Origin of the sequence: Sphingosinithalassobacter sp. LHW66-3 (assembly GCF_050703275.1) — a bacterium.
Taxonomy (GTDB): domain Bacteria; phylum Pseudomonadota; class Alphaproteobacteria; order Sphingomonadales; family Sphingomonadaceae; genus Sphingomonas.
The window spans coordinates 232,687-248,980 of record NZ_CP193482.1; the positions used below are offsets into that span (position 1 = coordinate 232,687).

A 16,294-nucleotide genomic window follows, 5' to 3' on the forward strand; every position below is an offset into this window, starting at 1 on the left:
AAGCGACGCCGAGTCCCTAGTTCACTCCCATCCTGCGCGTCATCCACAGTGCCACCGTAGGAACGATGATCCACATGGCCACCGGGACCGCACCTATATCTAAGATGGGCACGAGCGGCATGGCCGGACTGTAGGTCCACCCCCAGTCGCTTCGCACGGCCAGCATCTCAATGGCCGCCGTGACGCTGAGGCCAATGATCAGATAGGCTACGAAGCGGGAAACCGGCCACGCGAGCAGCCAGGGAGTCTTTCCGCTGCCGATCGAAGCCCCGAGATACGCTGCCACCATGATTCCGGCATCGCCCAGCGCTGCAAGAGCGCAGCGACGCGCAGCCGCAGCAGGATTAAGATCGCCGGTCTCATAGAAGGGAAGTTGCAGCATTTCCCACGCAAACGCGATGAGCACTCCGAATATGGCGAGCCAAAGAGCGGGATGCGCGCCGCGCCAGGTCATTCGTTGTGGATCTCGGGTGCTGCGGTCCAGAGCCAGTGTCTCCTGTTCAAGTTCTGCCAAGTGCCCGAGAGTTCGATCCCCGGTTCCTACGCTGCTTATACAAGCATCTTAGACGACGAAGCGGTCCCAGCTCCCGTAATGCTCGTCGCTCCGGCGCCCTCTCGGCAGGCTCAGTCCTATCAGCAATGCTCCGAGTACCGTACCGACGATGTTGCCCGTGAAGCTTGTGCCTCCGCCCATCAGCCAGGGAGCCGCCATCAGCCAGAGACCAAACGCTACGTTCAGAAAACGCAGCGGTCTTGCAACTTCCGCCATCGCTATCACCGCAACCGTGATGACGAGCGCCCCCACCACATGTTCGCTGTCGGCCAGTGGTGGTTCTGTGCCGAGAACGAGCCTTGAAAACATGAGGAAAGCGCCGATCAGCACACTGATGGCCAATGTCCAGGGGACCGTGACCCCGCGCGCCGCCGAACCGCCGATCGCCGCGAGCGGGGCATCGAAGCCGGGATGCTTGTCCTTGCTACCGCCCGGCAACGCGTCGCCGCGGAAAAAAGAACGCCAGAACGGTCGCCCGCGCCGCGTGTTCAGAACGAGGAACTGACCCATCGCGACGAGTTCATCGAGCGAGTAGGGGATCATGATCAGCATCGCAGCGGCCGCCATGAGGCAGATCGTGCAGTAGGTCCCGATCATGATCGGCTGGATGATGATGAAATAGATGCTGATCACGCCCAGCGGCACCACGACGATACCGAACAGCGTCACCATCCACGGCATGGTCCGCCAGCGAGCGCGGCCGCCCATCACCCCCATCAGGATCTCGAACATGTAACTCATCGCGCCGATACCACCGTCGGCCACCGGCCAGGCTTTGGATACATCCGAAGTGATGATGTATTCGGTGCCGTTGAGCGCAATGGGCGAGGCGAAAAAGGGCTCCCACACGCCGTCGATATGGCCAAGCTGATACGCCGTGAGAATGCGTGAAAGGAAGAACCCGACGGCGCCAAGAGCAATGATCGGCATGCGCTGGACATAGGTCGAAGGCGAATAGGTCCAGCCCGGCGGCACGTCGCTGTCGTCCATCATGCCCTCCGGCGCCATGCCCGGCATCATCGGCACCAGGATGGTGAAAGCGATCACCAGCGCGCCGATGAAGGTGTCGTTGGCATAGACGGCCGCATCGGGCGTCCAGAACAGCAGCGGGGCGCCGAGCAGCCAGATGCCGATGCAGGTGTTCGCCCATTGCGCCCAGCCTCCGCGCGGCGAGAGCGAGATGGCCGCAAAGACCATGATCAAGATGCCGCTCACGACATCGTTCCAGGCTGTCAGCCAGCTCCGCAGCGCCGGATCCCAGAGATTGCGGTCCTCGGTTACACGCATGACCGCGGAGTCGAATTCGCTCTGGTCGAAGGTTCCGAAGACGAAGGGTGTGGTCGCGAGCCAGAGGCCGAGCGCCATGGTCAGCCAATGAACCCACAGCATGCTGAAGTGCATCTTGCGCATGTGGCTGGAATGGTCCGCCAGAGCGTTTTCGCTTAGCGGGGTTGGCTTTGCATTGTCGGCTTCCTCGAAATTGCTACCGGCCACGCGTGCGGAGTTGAGCTTGTTTTCGCCATACCAGGCTGCAGGGTCGGCTTTCAGACCTTCAACGATCCGCGGAAGCGTGGTCCTCAGCTTGTGTTGCGGGGTCCAGTCCAGCTTTTCCCGCGCGTTGCTGAGATCGAGTTCGTAGTGATCGTCCGAAATGTCGACCATCCAAGGGCGGATGAAGGCCTCCTCGCCGAGCACTTCGTTTTCGACCCAGGCGCCCGTCTTGGCCAAGCCCTTCGGGACCGAACGGGTCGTCCAGTCCTCGTCGTGGATCAGGCGACCCAGCGCCTTCTGCAGATCGCCGTACGACATCACGTCGTCTTCGCCGAGAAGGACGGGCCATTCCTCCGGCAAGTCGCCGCGGCGATCGACGATCCGCTCCAGCGCATCGAGCAGGTCATCGAGATGCAGATAGGGCTGGCCGGTGTCGAGATCGCCGGGATAGACGCGGGCGCTGGGCCGCTTCTCGTAGATGCGCGCGATCTGCTGTGCGAGGAACGCCGAATGGCCTTCGTCGTCGTAGACGCCCGCAGGCCGTACGAAGACCGCATTGATGTCGCCGCGCTGCTCGCGGATCAGTTGTTCTGTACGGACCTTCGATTGCCGGTAGGGCAAATGCGTGTCGAGCGGCGAGGATTCGTCGATCAGCTTGCCGCGCTTGACCGGCGCGTGGACCAGCATCGTGCTGACAAACACGAACTGGTCGATATCGAAATCCTGCAGCGCATCGAGCAGCCGACCAGTCCCCTTGACCGTCACTTCGTCATATTTGGAACTGGGTTCGCCTGTGAGATCAAAATACGCGGCCAGATGGATGAAGGAAGCAATTCTGGCGCCATAGGCTGTGCGGACACGTTCGAAAGCCGCATCGATGCTCGCCTGGTCGGTGACATCGACACAAACGCACTCGGCTTCCGCCGGCGGGTGCGGCGACGCATCGCGATCGAAGCCGATCACGCGATAGCGGGCTGCGAGTCTTTTTACGATCGAGGAGCCTATGTAGCCGCTCGAACCGGTGACGATTACGACAGGACTGTCGGAATTTTCATTCAAGATGTGATCCTTCCTCCGACTTTCTGCGACGCGCGGTCTTCCCCTTTATACCATAGCGCTGGCAGCTTGAGCACGCACGGGGACTGCGGGCGTTCCTTCTGCTACGGATTGGCGGCCTGTTTCCCCTCAAATCTGGCATGACTTATCGGGACCGGCTTCGGCATGTGCTTCGTCTCGAGGCCACCTTGGCGCTTCGGTCCAAGGTGAGGGTCCGCATCCGCTGGGCGATTGGACAAACCGCCGCAGACGGCCAACGGGTTGTCCTTCAAACCGGAACCGAGCGCGATGGCGCTTCATTCTCTTGTCGTATCCAAACTCGAATTTCTGGAAAGCAGGAGACACGACATGCAAGCGCAAGACGTAATGACCGGTAATCCCGCATGCTGCCGGCGCTCGAGCAGCGTAAAAGAGGCAGCGAGTCTCATGGTTGATAACGATTGCGGCGAAATCCCTGTCGTCGATGACGATGGCTCACTCGTCGGCGTGGTCACCGATCGCGACATCGCCTGCCGCTGCGTCGCACAGGGCAAGGGTTTCGACACTCCGGTCGAGGAAGTCATGTCGGCTTCCCCCGTGACAGTGGGGCCAGAGGCGAGCGTGGACGAATGCTGCAGCAAGATGGAGGCGAACCAGATCCGCCGCCTTCCCGTTGTCGATCGCGAAGGAAAGTGCTGCGGCATCGTTTCGCAGGCCGACATCGCCCGTCACGCCGATAAAAAGGAAACCGGTGACCTCGTGCGGGAGGTTTCGGAACCAACGCTTTAAGCCGCGAGCGGCTGCTGCTGCTGACAGAGACTTAAGGCTGCAAGCGTTCGAGCGCATGGCGCAGGCGGTCGGCCGACTTGCACTTGGCTGGTAGCCGGACTATTGCGTCGAGTGAGATTTCTTCGCGCCTTGGCATTTATATGTTTCAGCTTCGGCCTGTTCGTTCAGATTGCGGCCCAGGCGGCTGTTCCGCAGAGCGAGCCGGCGGAGATGGCGGAATGCGCCGAGATGGCGCAGGCGTCAGCTGAGCACGGCATGGGCAGCCAGGATGAATCCGATCGCGAAGGGCCTTGCCCGGACATGACGCTCGATTGTCTTGTCGCCATGAATTGCCTGCCGCCGCTGGCGCTTTCAGGTGGTGGTTCAATGCAAGCAGCGCCGTTCCCGGCCGCCGCATCTTATCTCACCCGCGACGCTGTTCGGCTCGTAAGCGAACCGATGCGGCCGGAGTCGCCGCCTCCACAAACCAGCCTCACCGTCTAGTTTTCGAACGGCGGCGCGCTGCGTCGCTAAGCGAGCTGGCTGGATGACTGCGTCTGTGCGCCGCGGCACGACCGCGATGGCATGTGCATCGCCTTACCGGCCCGCTCTGAACGAGCGAGGTTTATCCAATGTCTTGGCGGATTTGCTGGGTGCCTTTGGCAGCCATGATCGCCGCGCAGGCTGCACAGGCGCAGCCCGTCGGCTACGAGGAAGCGCTTGAAGCCGCGCGGGCGGAGCAGCCCGTTCTGGAGGCGGGCGCGTTGCGCGTGGAAGCAAGGCGGGTGGCGGCGGATGCTGTCGACGAGCTGCCCGATCCGCGCTTGCGCGCTGGCGTCATGAATCTGCCGGTAACGGGGCCAGCCGCCTTCGAGATCGATCGGCAGCTTCCGACCCAGATCGCGGTCGGCATCGAGCAGGAAATCCCGAACCTCGCCCGCCGCCGCGCACGGTCCGGTCTCGCCAGTTCGGAGATCCGCCTCGCCCAAGCGCGTCTCGGCATGGCGGAACGTAATATTCTCGCTGATGCCGGAGGCGCCTGGGTGAGCCTTTATTATGCACAGCGACGGATGGATCTCGCACGCACCGCGCTAGCCGACCTTCGGGAGTTCGTTCCGGTCGCTAACAGCGCGGTCGCATCGGGATCGGCAAGGCCCGCCGAGAGCCTGGCGATCCGGCGCGAACTGCTCGGGATCGAGGATGCCATAACTGCCATTGAGGCAAGCCGCGAAACGGCGCAGGCTCGCCTTTCGCGCTATATTGCCGCTGACCAACCTGTCGCGCAGGGCGTCGCTCCCAGCGCCGATGTGGATCCGGAACGGCTACGGCGTGACCTGGAAACCAACCCCGAACTCCTGCTTGCGGGCGCCGAGAGTGAGCGGTCCGAAGCAGGCGTCCGGTTGGCTCGCTCCGAAAAGCGACCCGACTTCGGCGTGAGCGTGACCTACGGTCGCAGAAATCCCGATTTCGGCGATGTCGTGTCGGTCATGGGCTCGGTCACGCTGCCGATCTTCACCGATCGGCGCCAGAACCCGCGTATCGCGGCAGCCGAGGCAGACGCAGCTGCCGCGCTGGCCGAGCGCGACGACCGCCTGCGCGGGATCACTGCCCGGTTCGAGGCCGACGTTGCCGCCTGGCGCAGCGCGGTGCGGCAATGGGAGCGCGCGCGCGACGAGCTTCTCCCGCTCGCACGCGATCGGACCGCACTCGAGACGGCAAGCTTCGCCGCCGACCGCGCCGATCTCGTCGACGTGATCGCGGCTAAATCTGCGCTAGCACTTCTCGAACTCGAGATTCTCGAACGCGAGCAGGCGGCGGTCGAGGCGGCTGCGACGCTGCGACTTACGTACGGGGAGGACAGGCCGTGAGAGCTATGTTCGATCGTCTGACGCCGCGCCAGCGCTCCTATGCGGCGGCGGCCGGTATTGCCTTGATCAGCCTGGGAGCCGGCTACGGTCTGTCGATGCTCGGCGAAGGTGGCGGTGGGAATGATGATGCTGCTGCCGAGACCGGATGCGAAGAAGTGCTCTACTGGTACGATCCGATGGTGCCCGACCAGCGCTTCGACGAGCCGGGCAAATCTCCGTTCATGGACATGCAGCTGGTCCCGAAATGCGCCGGAGGCGAGGCGCAGGGCGGCGAAGGAGTCAGCATCGATTCCACGATGGTGCAGAATTTCGGGATCCGCACCTCGGAGGTCGAATTCGGCGTTCTGGAGCCGGAGACGACGGTTACCGGCACGCTCGCCTATAACGGGAGCGAAGTCGCAATCGTCCAGCCACGCGCCGGCGGCTATGTCCAGCGGACCTACGGCCACGCACCGCAAGACCTGATCGCCAGGGGCGCGCCGATCGCCGATCTTCTGGTGCCTGAATGGGGCGGTGCGCAAAACGAATATCTGGCCGTCGCGGGGACCGGAGACGAAGCCTTGATCCAGGCCGCGCGAGAACGCCTGCGCCTGCTCGGCATGCCGGAATCGGTGATTTCTTCGGTAGCACGCAGCGGCAGGCCGCAGTCGACGATTACAGTCACCGCGCCGCAATCCGGGGCGATCACTGCCCTTGGTGTGCGGCCGGGCATGACGGTCATGGCGGGCCAGACTCTCGCGGAAATCAGCGGCTACAGTCCGATCTGGCTCGAGGCGGCGGTGCCAGAGGCGCTGGCGGGGAGCGCCCGCGTTGGACAGCCGGTAAGCGCGACCCTCACCGCTTTTCCCGGCGACCGCTTTTCCGGGCGGATCATCGCCATTCTGCCCAGCGCGCAGGATGCCAGCCGGACGATCACCGTGCGCGCGGCGATGCCCAATCCCGGGCTGCGTCTGAAGCCGGGGATGTTTGCCCAGGTCACGCTTGCACCCGAGCGGCAAGAGGCCTTGCTGGTGCCGTCCGAGGCCGTGATCCGCACCGGCGAACGAACCCTGGTGATGATCACTCAGGAGGGTGGGGGCTACCGCCCTGCCGAGGTCCGGATCGGACGCGAAGCAGGCGGTCGGACCGAAGTGCTTGCTGGGCTCGCGGCGGGCGAAAAGGTGGTCGTTTCGGGCCAGTTCCTGCTCGACTCCGAAGCCAGCCTCGCCGGTATCGATGTGCGCGCGATCGACAAGGCTCCATCGACCGCTGGCGAAGGCGAAACGCAGAAGGAAGCGGATAAGCCGCGCACCTATCGCGCCACCGGCACGATCGAGCGTATCACTGCCCGCAGTGTAACCTTGCGGCACGGCCCGGTGCCCGCGCTCGAATGGCCGGCCATGACGATGGGGTTCGCCACCGAGGGTCCGGCGCAGCTGCGCGGGTTTCAACGCGGCGACCGGGCTGCCTTCACCTTTGTCCAGGCCAGAAGCGGACCTCGCATCGTCTCGATCCGGAAGACCGGCGAATGATCGCGCGGATCATCGACAGTTCGATTGCCAACCGCCTTTTCGTGGTTCTGGCTGCAATCGGTCTGGCGCTCGCCGGCTTCTGGGCAGTGCGGACCACCCCGGTCGATGCTCTGCCCGATCTGTCGGATGTACAGGTGGTGATCCGCTCGAGCTATGCCGGGCAGGCCCCGCGCATTATCGAGGACCAGGTCACCTATCCGCTGGCGACGACGATGCTTTCGGTTCCGGGAGCGAAGACCGTGCGCGGCTATTCGTTTTTCGGCGACAGCTACGTCTATGTCATTTTCGAGGACGGGACCGATCTCTACTGGGCGCGCTCGCGCGTTCTGGAATATCTCAACCAGGTCCAGAACCGTCTGCCCGAAGGCGTCGAGAGTACGCTCGGCCCGGATGCGACCGGGGTCGGGTGGATCTACGAATATGCGCTGGTCGATCGCAGTGGAGGGCACGATCTTGCAGGGCTGAGAAGTCTGCAGGACTGGTTCCTACGCTACGAGCTGAAGACCATTCCCGGCATTGCCGAAGTCGCCAGCGTCGGCGGCATGGTCAAGCAGTACCAGATCGTACTCGACCCTTATCGCATGGCCTCGCTCGGCGTGACCCACGCCGAGGTGGTGAGCGCGGTCCAGGCGGGCAACCAGGAGGCGGGCGGCTCCATCGTAGAGATGGGTGAAGCCGAATTCATGGTCCGCGCGTCGGGCTATCTCGGGAGTCTGGATGATTTTCGCGTCATACCGCTGCGCACCGAAGCGGGCGGCGTTCCGGTCACGCTGGGCGATGTCGCCAATGTCCAGATCGGGCCCGAACTGCGGCGCGGCATCGCCGAACTGAACGGCGAGGGCGAAGTCGCGGGCGGGATCGTCATCCTGCGGCAGGGCGCCGACGCTCGCGGTGCGATCGCGGCGGTGGAAGCGAAGCTCGATCAGTTGCAGGCGAGCCTGCCCGAAGGCGTCGAGATCGTCACGACCTACGACCGCTCCCAGCTGATCGACGCCTCGGTCGAGAATCTCACCACCAAGCTGATCGAGGAGTTCATCGTCGTCGCGCTCGTGTGCCTGTTGTTCCTGTGGCACGCGCGTTCCGCGCTCGTGGCGATCGTCACATTGCCGCTCGGCGTCCTCGCCGCCTTTCTCGTGATGCGCTTCCAGGGCGTCAACGCCAACATCATGTCGCTGGGCGGAATCGCGATTGCCATCGGCGCGATGGTCGATGCGGCGGTGGTGATGATCGAGAATGCGCACAAGCACATCGAGCGCTGGACCGAGGAGAACCCGGATGCCGTGCTGTCGGTCCAGGAGCGCTGGCGGATCGTCGCCGATGCATCGAAGGAGGTCGGCCCGGCGCTGTTCTTCAGCCTGCTGATCATCACCCTGTCATTTCTGCCGGTCTTCACCCTGCAGGCGCAGGAAGGGCGACTGTTCGCCCCGCTCGCGTTCACCAAGACCTATGCGATGGCGGCGGCGGCGATCCTGTCGATCACGCTGGTGCCGGTTCTGATGGGCTGGCTGATCAGGGGCAAGATCCCCGCCGAAGACAGCAATCCGATCAACAGAGCGCTGACCCGCGCCTACCGGCCCGGGCTCGATTGGGTGATGCGCCGTCCCAAGGCAACGCTGGTCATCGCCGGGCTGATCTTCGCGACGACGCTCGTTCCCTTCTCGCGCCTTGGCGGCGAATTCCTGCCCCCGCTCGACGAGGGCGATCTGCTCTACATGCCGAGCGCGCTTCCCGGTCTGTCTCCAGCCGAGGCCTCGGCACTGCTCCAGCGGACCGACCGCCTGATCAAGACGGTGCCCGAAGTGGACACCGTCTTCGGCAAGGCCGGCCGCGCCGACACGGCGACCGATCCGGCGCCGCTGACGATGTTCGAGACCACGATCCGCTTCAAGCCGCGCGAGGAATGGCGCGAGGGCATGACGACCGACAAGCTGGTCGAGGAGCTCGATCGCGTGGTGCGGGTGCCGGGTCTCGCCAACGTGTGGGTGCCCCCCATCCGCAACCGCATCGACATGCTCGCAACCGGCATCAAGAGCCCGATCGGGGTCAAGGTTTCGGGCGAGGATCTGGATGAGATCGAACGCGTCGCGCTCCAGGTCGAGCGGATCGCCAAGCAGGTGCCGGGGGTTAGCTCGGCGCTGGCTGAAAGGCTTTCGGGGGGCCGCTATGTCGATGTCGATATCGATCGCCTGGAAGCAGCGCGCTACGGGCTCAACATCGCCGACGTACAACAGATCGTCTCGGGCGCGATTGGCGGCGCGAATGTCGCGCGCACGGTCGAAGGGCTGGCACGCTATCCGGTTAATGTCCGCTATCCGCGCGAGATCCGCGACAGCGTCGATGAACTGCGCAATCTTCCGGTACTCACCCCTGCGGGACAGCAGATCACGCTTGGCACCGTCGCCGATGTCCGGGTGACCAGCGGCCCGCCCATGCTCAAGAGCGAGCAGGGACGCCCGACCAGCTTCGTCTACATCGATGTACGCGGGCGCGATCTGACCTCGGTGGTGAGCGACTTGCAGGAGGCGATCGCGGCCGAGGTCGATCTGCCCGCAGGCGTCAGCCTGTCTTACGCCGGGCAGTTCGAATATCTGACCCGCGCCTATGAGCGCCTGAAGATTGTCGTGCCGGCGACGCTCGCGATCATCTTCCTGCTGCTTTATCTTATCTTCCGCCGCTTCGACGAGGCGCTGCTGATCATGGGTACGCTCCCCTTTGCGCTGACTGGCGGGTTCTGGCTGCTCTACCTGATGGGGTACAACCAGTCGGTCGCGACGGCCGTGGGGTTCATCGCGCTCGCAGGCGTTTCAGCAGAGTTCGGCGTGGTCATGCTGATCTACCTAAAAGCCGCGTTGGAGCGGCGGGAGGGCGACCTCGACGCCGATGAGGTATCGGCGGCGATCCGCGAAGGCGCGCTGTTGCGCGTGCGGCCCAAGGCAATGACCGTCGCCGTGATCCTCGCCGGACTGTTTCCGATCCTCATCGGCACCGGTGCGGGCTCGGAGGTGATGAGCCGCATTGCCGCCCCGATGATCGGCGGGATGATAACCGCCCCCCTGCTTTCGATGTTCGTGCTTCCCGCCGCCTATCTGATGATGCGGCGCCCCCGGACCAAACGGTCCAAACCCCTCGAAGGAGAAGAAGAATGCGTTTTGCAACCCTCATGACTTTACTGGCCGCGCCGCTGGCGCTCGCCGCCTGCGGCTCTGGCGACGATACCGAAATGATGGACGACACGGCCATGGCAGAAGGCCAGATGGCAGACGGTCAGATGCCGATGGACGGTGCCGACATGCCGATGATGGGATCGGACGGCGCGATGCAGAGCGCCTCAGCCGAAGGAACGGTCACCGCCATCGATACCGATGCGGGAACGATCACCATCGATCACGGCGCAGTCCCGGCAATTAAGTGGCCGGCCATGACGATGGCGTTCGAAGCCGACGAACAACTGCGTAACCGCGTTGCGGTTGGCGATAAAGTCTCGTTCGAATTTGCCACCGGAGAAAGTGGCAGCTCGATCACCTCCATCACCAAAAAGTAGTTTGTGGACCGGCCCCGGATGGTTTTCCGGGGCCGGTATTACAGGAGAAGGACGATGATGAATGGTGAAATGCCGTCGGCGATGATGGGGATCATGGGACTGTTCTGCCTGTTGCTGGCTGTCCTGATGGTGTTGGGCATCGCCGCGCTGATCAAGTATCTTCGGAGCAAATAGAGTGGACCGGTGGGTCATCTCGACCGGTCTCGACCGACGCGCCTTGCTGAGAACAGCCGGCACAGCCGCTGCCGGCTTCATGGTTTTTCCGTTGTCGGCCTGCGAAGCGAGGAACTCGCTGCTTGGTTCCGATGGAGCCGGTGCCAATTCGCTTGTCATTCCCCAGCGCGACCAGGGAACCGTCGAACTGGGCGAGCGGGTATTCCGACTGTCAGTATCCGCAGGGCAGAAGGAATTCGCTCCCGGTGTCGCTTCGCCCACGATCGGGTTAAACGCGCCCTACCTTGGCCCGACGCTGGAGATGCGCCGCGGCGAGCGGGTTCGGCTGCATATCGACAACGAACTGCCAGAGGGCGCGACGGTCCACTGGCATGGATTCGAGCTTCCCGCCGCCGCTGACGGCGGACCGCACCAGCTGATCCGTCCAGGCACACGCTGGAGCCCGTCTTTCGAAGTTCGCCAGCGCGCTTCGCTCTACTGGTATCACTCGCATCTGCATCGCGGCACGGGACCGCAGGTCTATGCGGGGCTCGCCGCACCGATCTACGTCCGCGATGACGAGGAAGACGCACTCGATCTGCCGAGCGAATACGGCGTCGACGATATCCCGCTTATCGTCCAGGACCGCCTGCTCGATAGCTCCGGCAGGCTGCTCTATCCGCAGACCATGCATGCACAGATGATGGGCGTGCGCGGAGACCGTATCTTCGTGAACGGTACTCAGAACGCAGTGTTCGACGCGGGAACCGGCCTGTTGCGCCTGCGCATCCTCAATGGTTCGAATGCGCGCTTCTACGATTTCTCGCTGTCCGGCGGGCAGACCATGCAATTGGTCGCGAGCGATGGCGGCCTTCTCCAGCGCCCCCATCCGATCCGGTCGCTCAGGCTCGCCCCGGGAGAACGCGCGCAGGTGATCATCGACCTTTCCGAGGGTCGCCCACTCAGCCTGGTCGCCACCAGCCCGGACAATTCGATGGGTATGATGGGCGGGGACGGCCGGGGCATCATGAGGCGAGGCATGATGAATCGAGGCCGTGAGGGCGGCGGCGCTGACAAGGTCTTCCGGATTCTCGAAATCAGGCCGCAGGGCGCAGCCCGATCGACCGCTTTGCCAGCGCGGCTGGCTTCGTTTGCCGCGCCCGATCCGTCGGTGGCTGTCCGCACGAGGAGATTTGTCCTCGACATGGGCATGATGGGCGGCGGCATGTCGATCAACGGCGCGAGCATGGACATGAACGTCATCAACGAGCGCGTACCCGTCGGGCAGTGGGAAATCTGGGAAATCGCCAACGCCTCGATAATGGCGCACCCCTTTCATATCCATAACGCCCAGTTCCGCGTGATCGATCGCGCGGGACGCGCGCCGCCGCCGCTGGAAACGGGGTTCAAGGACACTATCGTCGTCAATCCGCGCGAGCAGGTGCGCCTGCTCCTGCGCTTCGAGGAACACACCGATCCGGACCTGCCTTACATGTATCATTGCCACATCCTCGAACATGAGGACGCAGGCATGATGGGGCAGTTCGTCGTCGTGAAAGGCTAAGAAGTGTCAATCACGAGCACTAGCCCTGTGGCGATTTTCCGCCGATCTCGTGCAGGTGCTCAAGCGCTTCTTCCACGCAGTCGCCGCACTTTAAATTGGCGGGAACGGCGACGTCGATCTTCTTGGGATAGGGCAAGTCGAGTTCGGCCATGATTCGCTGAAACTCGGAAAGCGAGATTTCGTCGTTCAATCGAGGATTGCGCGTGCGCTCTTGGCTGATCGTCGAGACTCGGCGGCCTGAATAGTCATGCGCAGGGTAGACCAGCGTGTCTCCCGGCAAAGCGAACAGCTTTTCGCGGACTGACTTGTAAAGGGTCGTGGAATCGCCGTTCTGGAAATCGGTGCGACCGCACCCGTCGATGAGCAGCGCATCGCCGGTGAAGACCTGCGTATGGCCGTCTTGCTCTATCAGGTAGCAATGATGTTTGTCGGTATGCCCGGGGGTGAACAAGGCGCGAATGGTCAGATCGCCAACGGATAACGGCGCTTCCTCGCTCACTTCAACATCCGCGCAAGAAAGATTGTCATCAGCCGGATAAGCGACCCTGCACCCGGTCAGGCTGCGCAGCCGACATGCGCCTGTGATGTGATCGGCATGGATATGGGTGTCGAGCGTGAAGGCAAGATTCAGGCCGAGGGTAGCGGCCGCCTCCACATCCCTGTCGCAGGTCTCGATTACCGGATCGAGCAAAACGGCTTTGCCGGTGTTCTCGCACCCGATCAGATAGGTGTAGGTTGACGATTCCGGTTCGATGAGCTGCCTGAAGATCATCGCGCATCTGCCCCGCTTACATCGAGCAGTGGCGATAAATCGTCTTCGCTGATTTCCAGTCCAAAATCGCGGCCTCGTTTCGCTGCCGTGGCGGCATCACGGCCGTTTTGAAGCGCCCAGGACGCAAGCCCCATCAGGCTCGCCCTACGCCCACCGGCGCAGTGAATGGCGACCGGGGCGGGGAGCTGTTCCAACCTCGCCGTGAAGTCCTTCGCGTTTTCGGCCGTCAAATCTCGCGGTGAAACGGGATAGTGCAGATACTCCAGCCCGCTTTCGCGCGCTTCTTCCGCTTCTGCCTGCGGGCTCAGCTTTTCGCCCTGCTCGCCTGCCTGCCTCAAATTGACTATCGACTTGAATCCAGCGTCCGCGAGAGATTGCAGGTCGTGCGCCGCAGGCGGAAACGTCAGGAGCGAGAGGTTATCTTCGATTTGAGCGCGCTCCATGGCGACTCTCCTTCGAGCGTTCTGGTTACGTCACTCCAACCTTTGCCTCGCAGCCGTGTTCCTTCGGTTTGCTCCAACTTTAACTTCGCACGATCATCCCATACAAGCCGGTGAGGTGGCAGCGTCAGCCAATGCAATTGAAGTCAGAAAAGAAGGCGTCCATGAACCAGGACAGGACACACCCGAATTATCGAGACGACGAGCCGGTCCTTGAGGGTTTCGCGGTCGACCCCGTTTGTGGCATGGATGTTAAGATCGACAGCGCAAAACACGTCACTGAGCATAATAGGGCCAAGCATTATTTCTGCTCCTCGCGCTGCCACGATAAATTTCGTGCAGACCCCGAACTTTATTTATCAGGCGCGCACCTGAATGCTGTCGAGGATGTGCCCGAGGGCACGATCTATACCTGTCCAATGCATCCAGAAATCCGTCAGCCGGGCCCGGGGAGCTGCCCGATATGCGGCATGGCACTCGAGCCAGAAACCGTGAGTCTTGACGAAGGACCCGATCCCGAACTCGTCGATATGAGCCGCCGCTTCTGGTGGAGCGCGCTGCTCACGTTGCCGCTGTTCGCCTATGCAATGAGCGATATGGTTCCGGGTCTCAGCTTCGACCAGCTGATCGAGCCGGCCCGGGCGCAATGGGCGCAGTTCGTCCTCGCCACCCCCGTGGTTCTATGGGGCGGCTGGCCGTTTTTCGTTCGTGCGTGGCAATCGCTCAAGACGCGCAATCTGAACATGTTCACGCTGATCGGAATCGGCGTCGGCATTGCCTATCTGTTCAGCCTGGTGGCAACGGCGCTGCCGGATTTGTTCCCGCCGGCGTTCCAAGATCATTCGGGCCGGGTGGGCGTATATTACGAGGCAGCGGCGGTTATCACCACGCTTGTCCTCCTCGGGCAGGTACTGGAATTGAAGGCACGCGGCTCGACATCGAGCGCCCTTCGCGCATTGCTAGAACTCGCCCCGCCTTCTGCTGTGAAGATCTTCGGCGAAGGCGATGAACGCGAAGTGCCGCTCGATGAGCTGGCGACCGGTGACCGCTTGCGCGTGCGGCCTGGTGACAAGGTCCCCGTCGACGGCGAAATCGAGGAGGGATCGAGCGCAATCGACGAGTCGATGGTGAGCGGCGAACCGCTGCCGGTGACCAAGCGCGCGGGCGATACGGTCATCGGCGGAACGGTCAACCAGACGGGGGGCTTCGTCATGCGGGCCACCAACGTCGGCAAGGACACCATGCTGTCCAAGATCGTCCAGATGGTCGCCGAGGCGCAGCGCAGCCGCGCGCCGATTCAGCGATTGGCCGATCAGGTCGCGGGCTGGTTCGTGCCCGCCGTCGTCGTGGTCGCAATCGCCACTTTCGTAGTGTGGGCAATCTGGGGACCTGCACCGGCATTTGCGTATGCGCTGGTCAACGCCATTGCGGTCCTGATCATTGCCTGCCCCTGTGCGCTGGGGCTCGCCACTCCGATGTCCGTGATGACCGGCACCGGCAAGGGCGCGCAACACGGCATCTTGATTCGCAATGCCGAAGCGCTCGAGACGCTCGAGAAGATCGACACGCTGGTGGTCGACAAGACGGGCACGCTGACGATGGGCAAGCCCGACCTGGTGACAGTCAATCCTGTGCAAGACATCGACGAAACCGAGTTCCTTGCAGCCGTCGCGGGCGTCGAGCTGGGCAGCGAGCATCCGCTGGCGCATGCAATCGTCGAGGGCGCGCGGGCGCGCGGGGTCTCGCCCGCCAATGCAACGGACCTGGCCTCGACTACCGGCGAAGGCGTCGAAGCGACCGTAAGTGCCCGACGGGTGGCGATCGGGAACGAGAAGATGATGCGGCGTGTGGGGATCGACGACGAGACATGGCTGGGCTCGGCCGAGGCTGGCCGGGCACAAGGGCAAACGGTGATGTTCGTCGCGTTCGACGGGCGCCCCGCAGGCCTGATAGCAGTGGCCGATCCCATCAAACCCACCAGTGCGGCAGCGATCGCCGCGCTGCACGGTCGTGGCATTCGCGTGGTCATGCTGACCGGCGACAGCCGCGGAACGGCCGAAGCGGTGGCGCGGGAGATGGCCATCGACGAGGTGCACGCCAACGTCTCGCCCGAAGACAAGCATCGCGAAGTCGAGAGACTGAAGTCCGTTGGGCGCCGTGTCGCGATGGCAGGCGACGGGATCAACGATGCGCCCGCGCTTGCAGCAGCCGATGTCGGCATCGCCATGGGCACCGGCACCGACGTGGCGATCCAGAGCGCCGGGGTTACACTGGTGCGCGGCGATCTGACCGGCGTGGTGCAGGCGATAGTCCTGTCACGCGCGACCATGCGGAACATCCGGCAGAACCTGTTCTTTGCCTTCGCCTACAACACGCTGGGCATTCCGGTTGCCGCAGGCTTACTGTTTCCGGTTACCGGCCTGCTGCTCAATCCGATGATAGCGGCGGCGGCAATGAGCCTGTCTTCGGTTTCGGTGATTGGCAATGCACTGCGACTGCGCGGAGTGAAGCTGCCGATCTTTGCGGAGCAAGGCGCTGGCGGAAGCTGACACTTTCAACGGATGCCGCCGAACTCGGATCTAGGACCTAGCGCCAGTT

At 63.2% G+C, this 16,294-nt stretch carries 12 protein-coding genes; 8 read left to right on the forward strand and 4 right to left on the reverse strand.

The window, feature by feature from the left end:
- Nucleotides 1–16 precede the first annotated feature (16 nt).
- Nucleotides 17–514 carry a hypothetical protein gene (locus tag ACQ450_RS01140; RefSeq protein ID WP_299309621.1) on the reverse strand — a complete coding sequence of 166 codons (498 nt, stop codon included), beginning with the start codon at nucleotides 512–514 and terminating at the stop codon, nucleotides 17–19.
- A 48-nt stretch (nucleotides 515–562) separates the two neighbouring features.
- Nucleotides 563–3,103, reverse strand: a complete 2,541-nt coding sequence (locus tag ACQ450_RS01145) for an NAD-dependent epimerase/dehydratase family protein (protein WP_431470164.1) — start codon at nucleotides 3,101–3,103, stop codon at nucleotides 563–565.
- A gap of 228 nt (nucleotides 3,104–3,331) precedes the next feature.
- On the opposite strand from ACQ450_RS01145, the gene ACQ450_RS01150 reads away from it, so the two are divergent.
- From ACQ450_RS01150 to ACQ450_RS01180, 7 genes are all read left to right on the forward strand, one after another.
- The gene (locus ACQ450_RS01150; RefSeq protein WP_431470165.1) at nucleotides 3,332–3,868 is read left to right on the forward strand and encodes a CBS domain-containing protein; all 537 of its coding nucleotides are present in this window, start codon (nucleotides 3,332–3,334) and stop codon (nucleotides 3,866–3,868) included.
- Between the two features lie 111 nt (nucleotides 3,869–3,979).
- Nucleotides 3,980–4,351, forward strand: coding sequence for a hypothetical protein (locus tag ACQ450_RS01155; protein WP_431470166.1), 372 nt, complete (start codon nucleotides 3,980–3,982; stop codon nucleotides 4,349–4,351).
- A 149-nt stretch (nucleotides 4,352–4,500) separates the two neighbouring features.
- Nucleotides 4,501–5,715, forward strand: coding sequence for a TolC family protein (locus ACQ450_RS01160; protein ID WP_431470167.1), 1,215 nt, complete (start codon nucleotides 4,501–4,503; stop codon nucleotides 5,713–5,715).
- A gap of 5 nt (nucleotides 5,716–5,720) precedes the next feature.
- On the forward strand, nucleotides 5,721–7,226 hold the full coding sequence (locus tag ACQ450_RS01165) for an efflux RND transporter periplasmic adaptor subunit (RefSeq protein WP_431471253.1): 1,506 nt from the start codon (nucleotides 5,721–5,723) through the stop codon (nucleotides 7,224–7,226).
- Nucleotides 7,223–10,390 carry an efflux RND transporter permease subunit gene (locus ACQ450_RS01170; protein ID WP_431470168.1) on the forward strand — a complete coding sequence of 1,056 codons (3,168 nt, stop codon included), beginning with the start codon at nucleotides 7,223–7,225 and terminating at the stop codon, nucleotides 10,388–10,390. The genes ACQ450_RS01165 and ACQ450_RS01170 overlap by 4 nt, the downstream gene beginning before the upstream one ends.
- The gene (locus ACQ450_RS01175) at nucleotides 10,369–10,767 is read left to right on the forward strand and encodes a copper-binding protein (RefSeq protein ID WP_262503829.1); all 399 of its coding nucleotides are present in this window, start codon (nucleotides 10,369–10,371) and stop codon (nucleotides 10,765–10,767) included. The genes ACQ450_RS01170 and ACQ450_RS01175 overlap by 22 nt, the downstream gene beginning before the upstream one ends.
- A 175-nt stretch (nucleotides 10,768–10,942) precedes the next feature.
- A complete protein-coding gene (locus tag ACQ450_RS01180) occupies nucleotides 10,943–12,484 on the forward strand; it encodes a multicopper oxidase family protein (RefSeq protein WP_431470169.1) in 1,542 nt (513 codons plus the stop codon).
- Nucleotides 12,485–12,503: 19 nt separating this feature from the next.
- On the opposite strand, the gene ACQ450_RS01185 is transcribed toward ACQ450_RS01180, so the two are convergent.
- On the reverse strand, nucleotides 12,504–13,256 hold the full coding sequence (locus tag ACQ450_RS01185; RefSeq protein WP_431470170.1) for an MBL fold metallo-hydrolase: 753 nt from the start codon (nucleotides 13,254–13,256) through the stop codon (nucleotides 12,504–12,506).
- Entirely contained in the window at nucleotides 13,253–13,699 is a 447-nt protein-coding gene (locus ACQ450_RS01190) for a beta-lactamase hydrolase domain-containing protein (protein ID WP_431470171.1), read from the reverse strand. The genes ACQ450_RS01185 and ACQ450_RS01190 overlap by 4 nt, the downstream gene beginning before the upstream one ends.
- 161 nt (nucleotides 13,700–13,860) lie before the next feature.
- Between ACQ450_RS01190 and ACQ450_RS01195 the strand changes: the two genes are divergently transcribed.
- Entirely contained in the window at nucleotides 13,861–16,245 is a 2,385-nt protein-coding gene (locus ACQ450_RS01195; RefSeq protein WP_431470172.1) for a heavy metal translocating P-type ATPase, read from the forward strand.
- The last annotated feature ends 49 nt before the right edge of the window (nucleotides 16,246–16,294 follow it).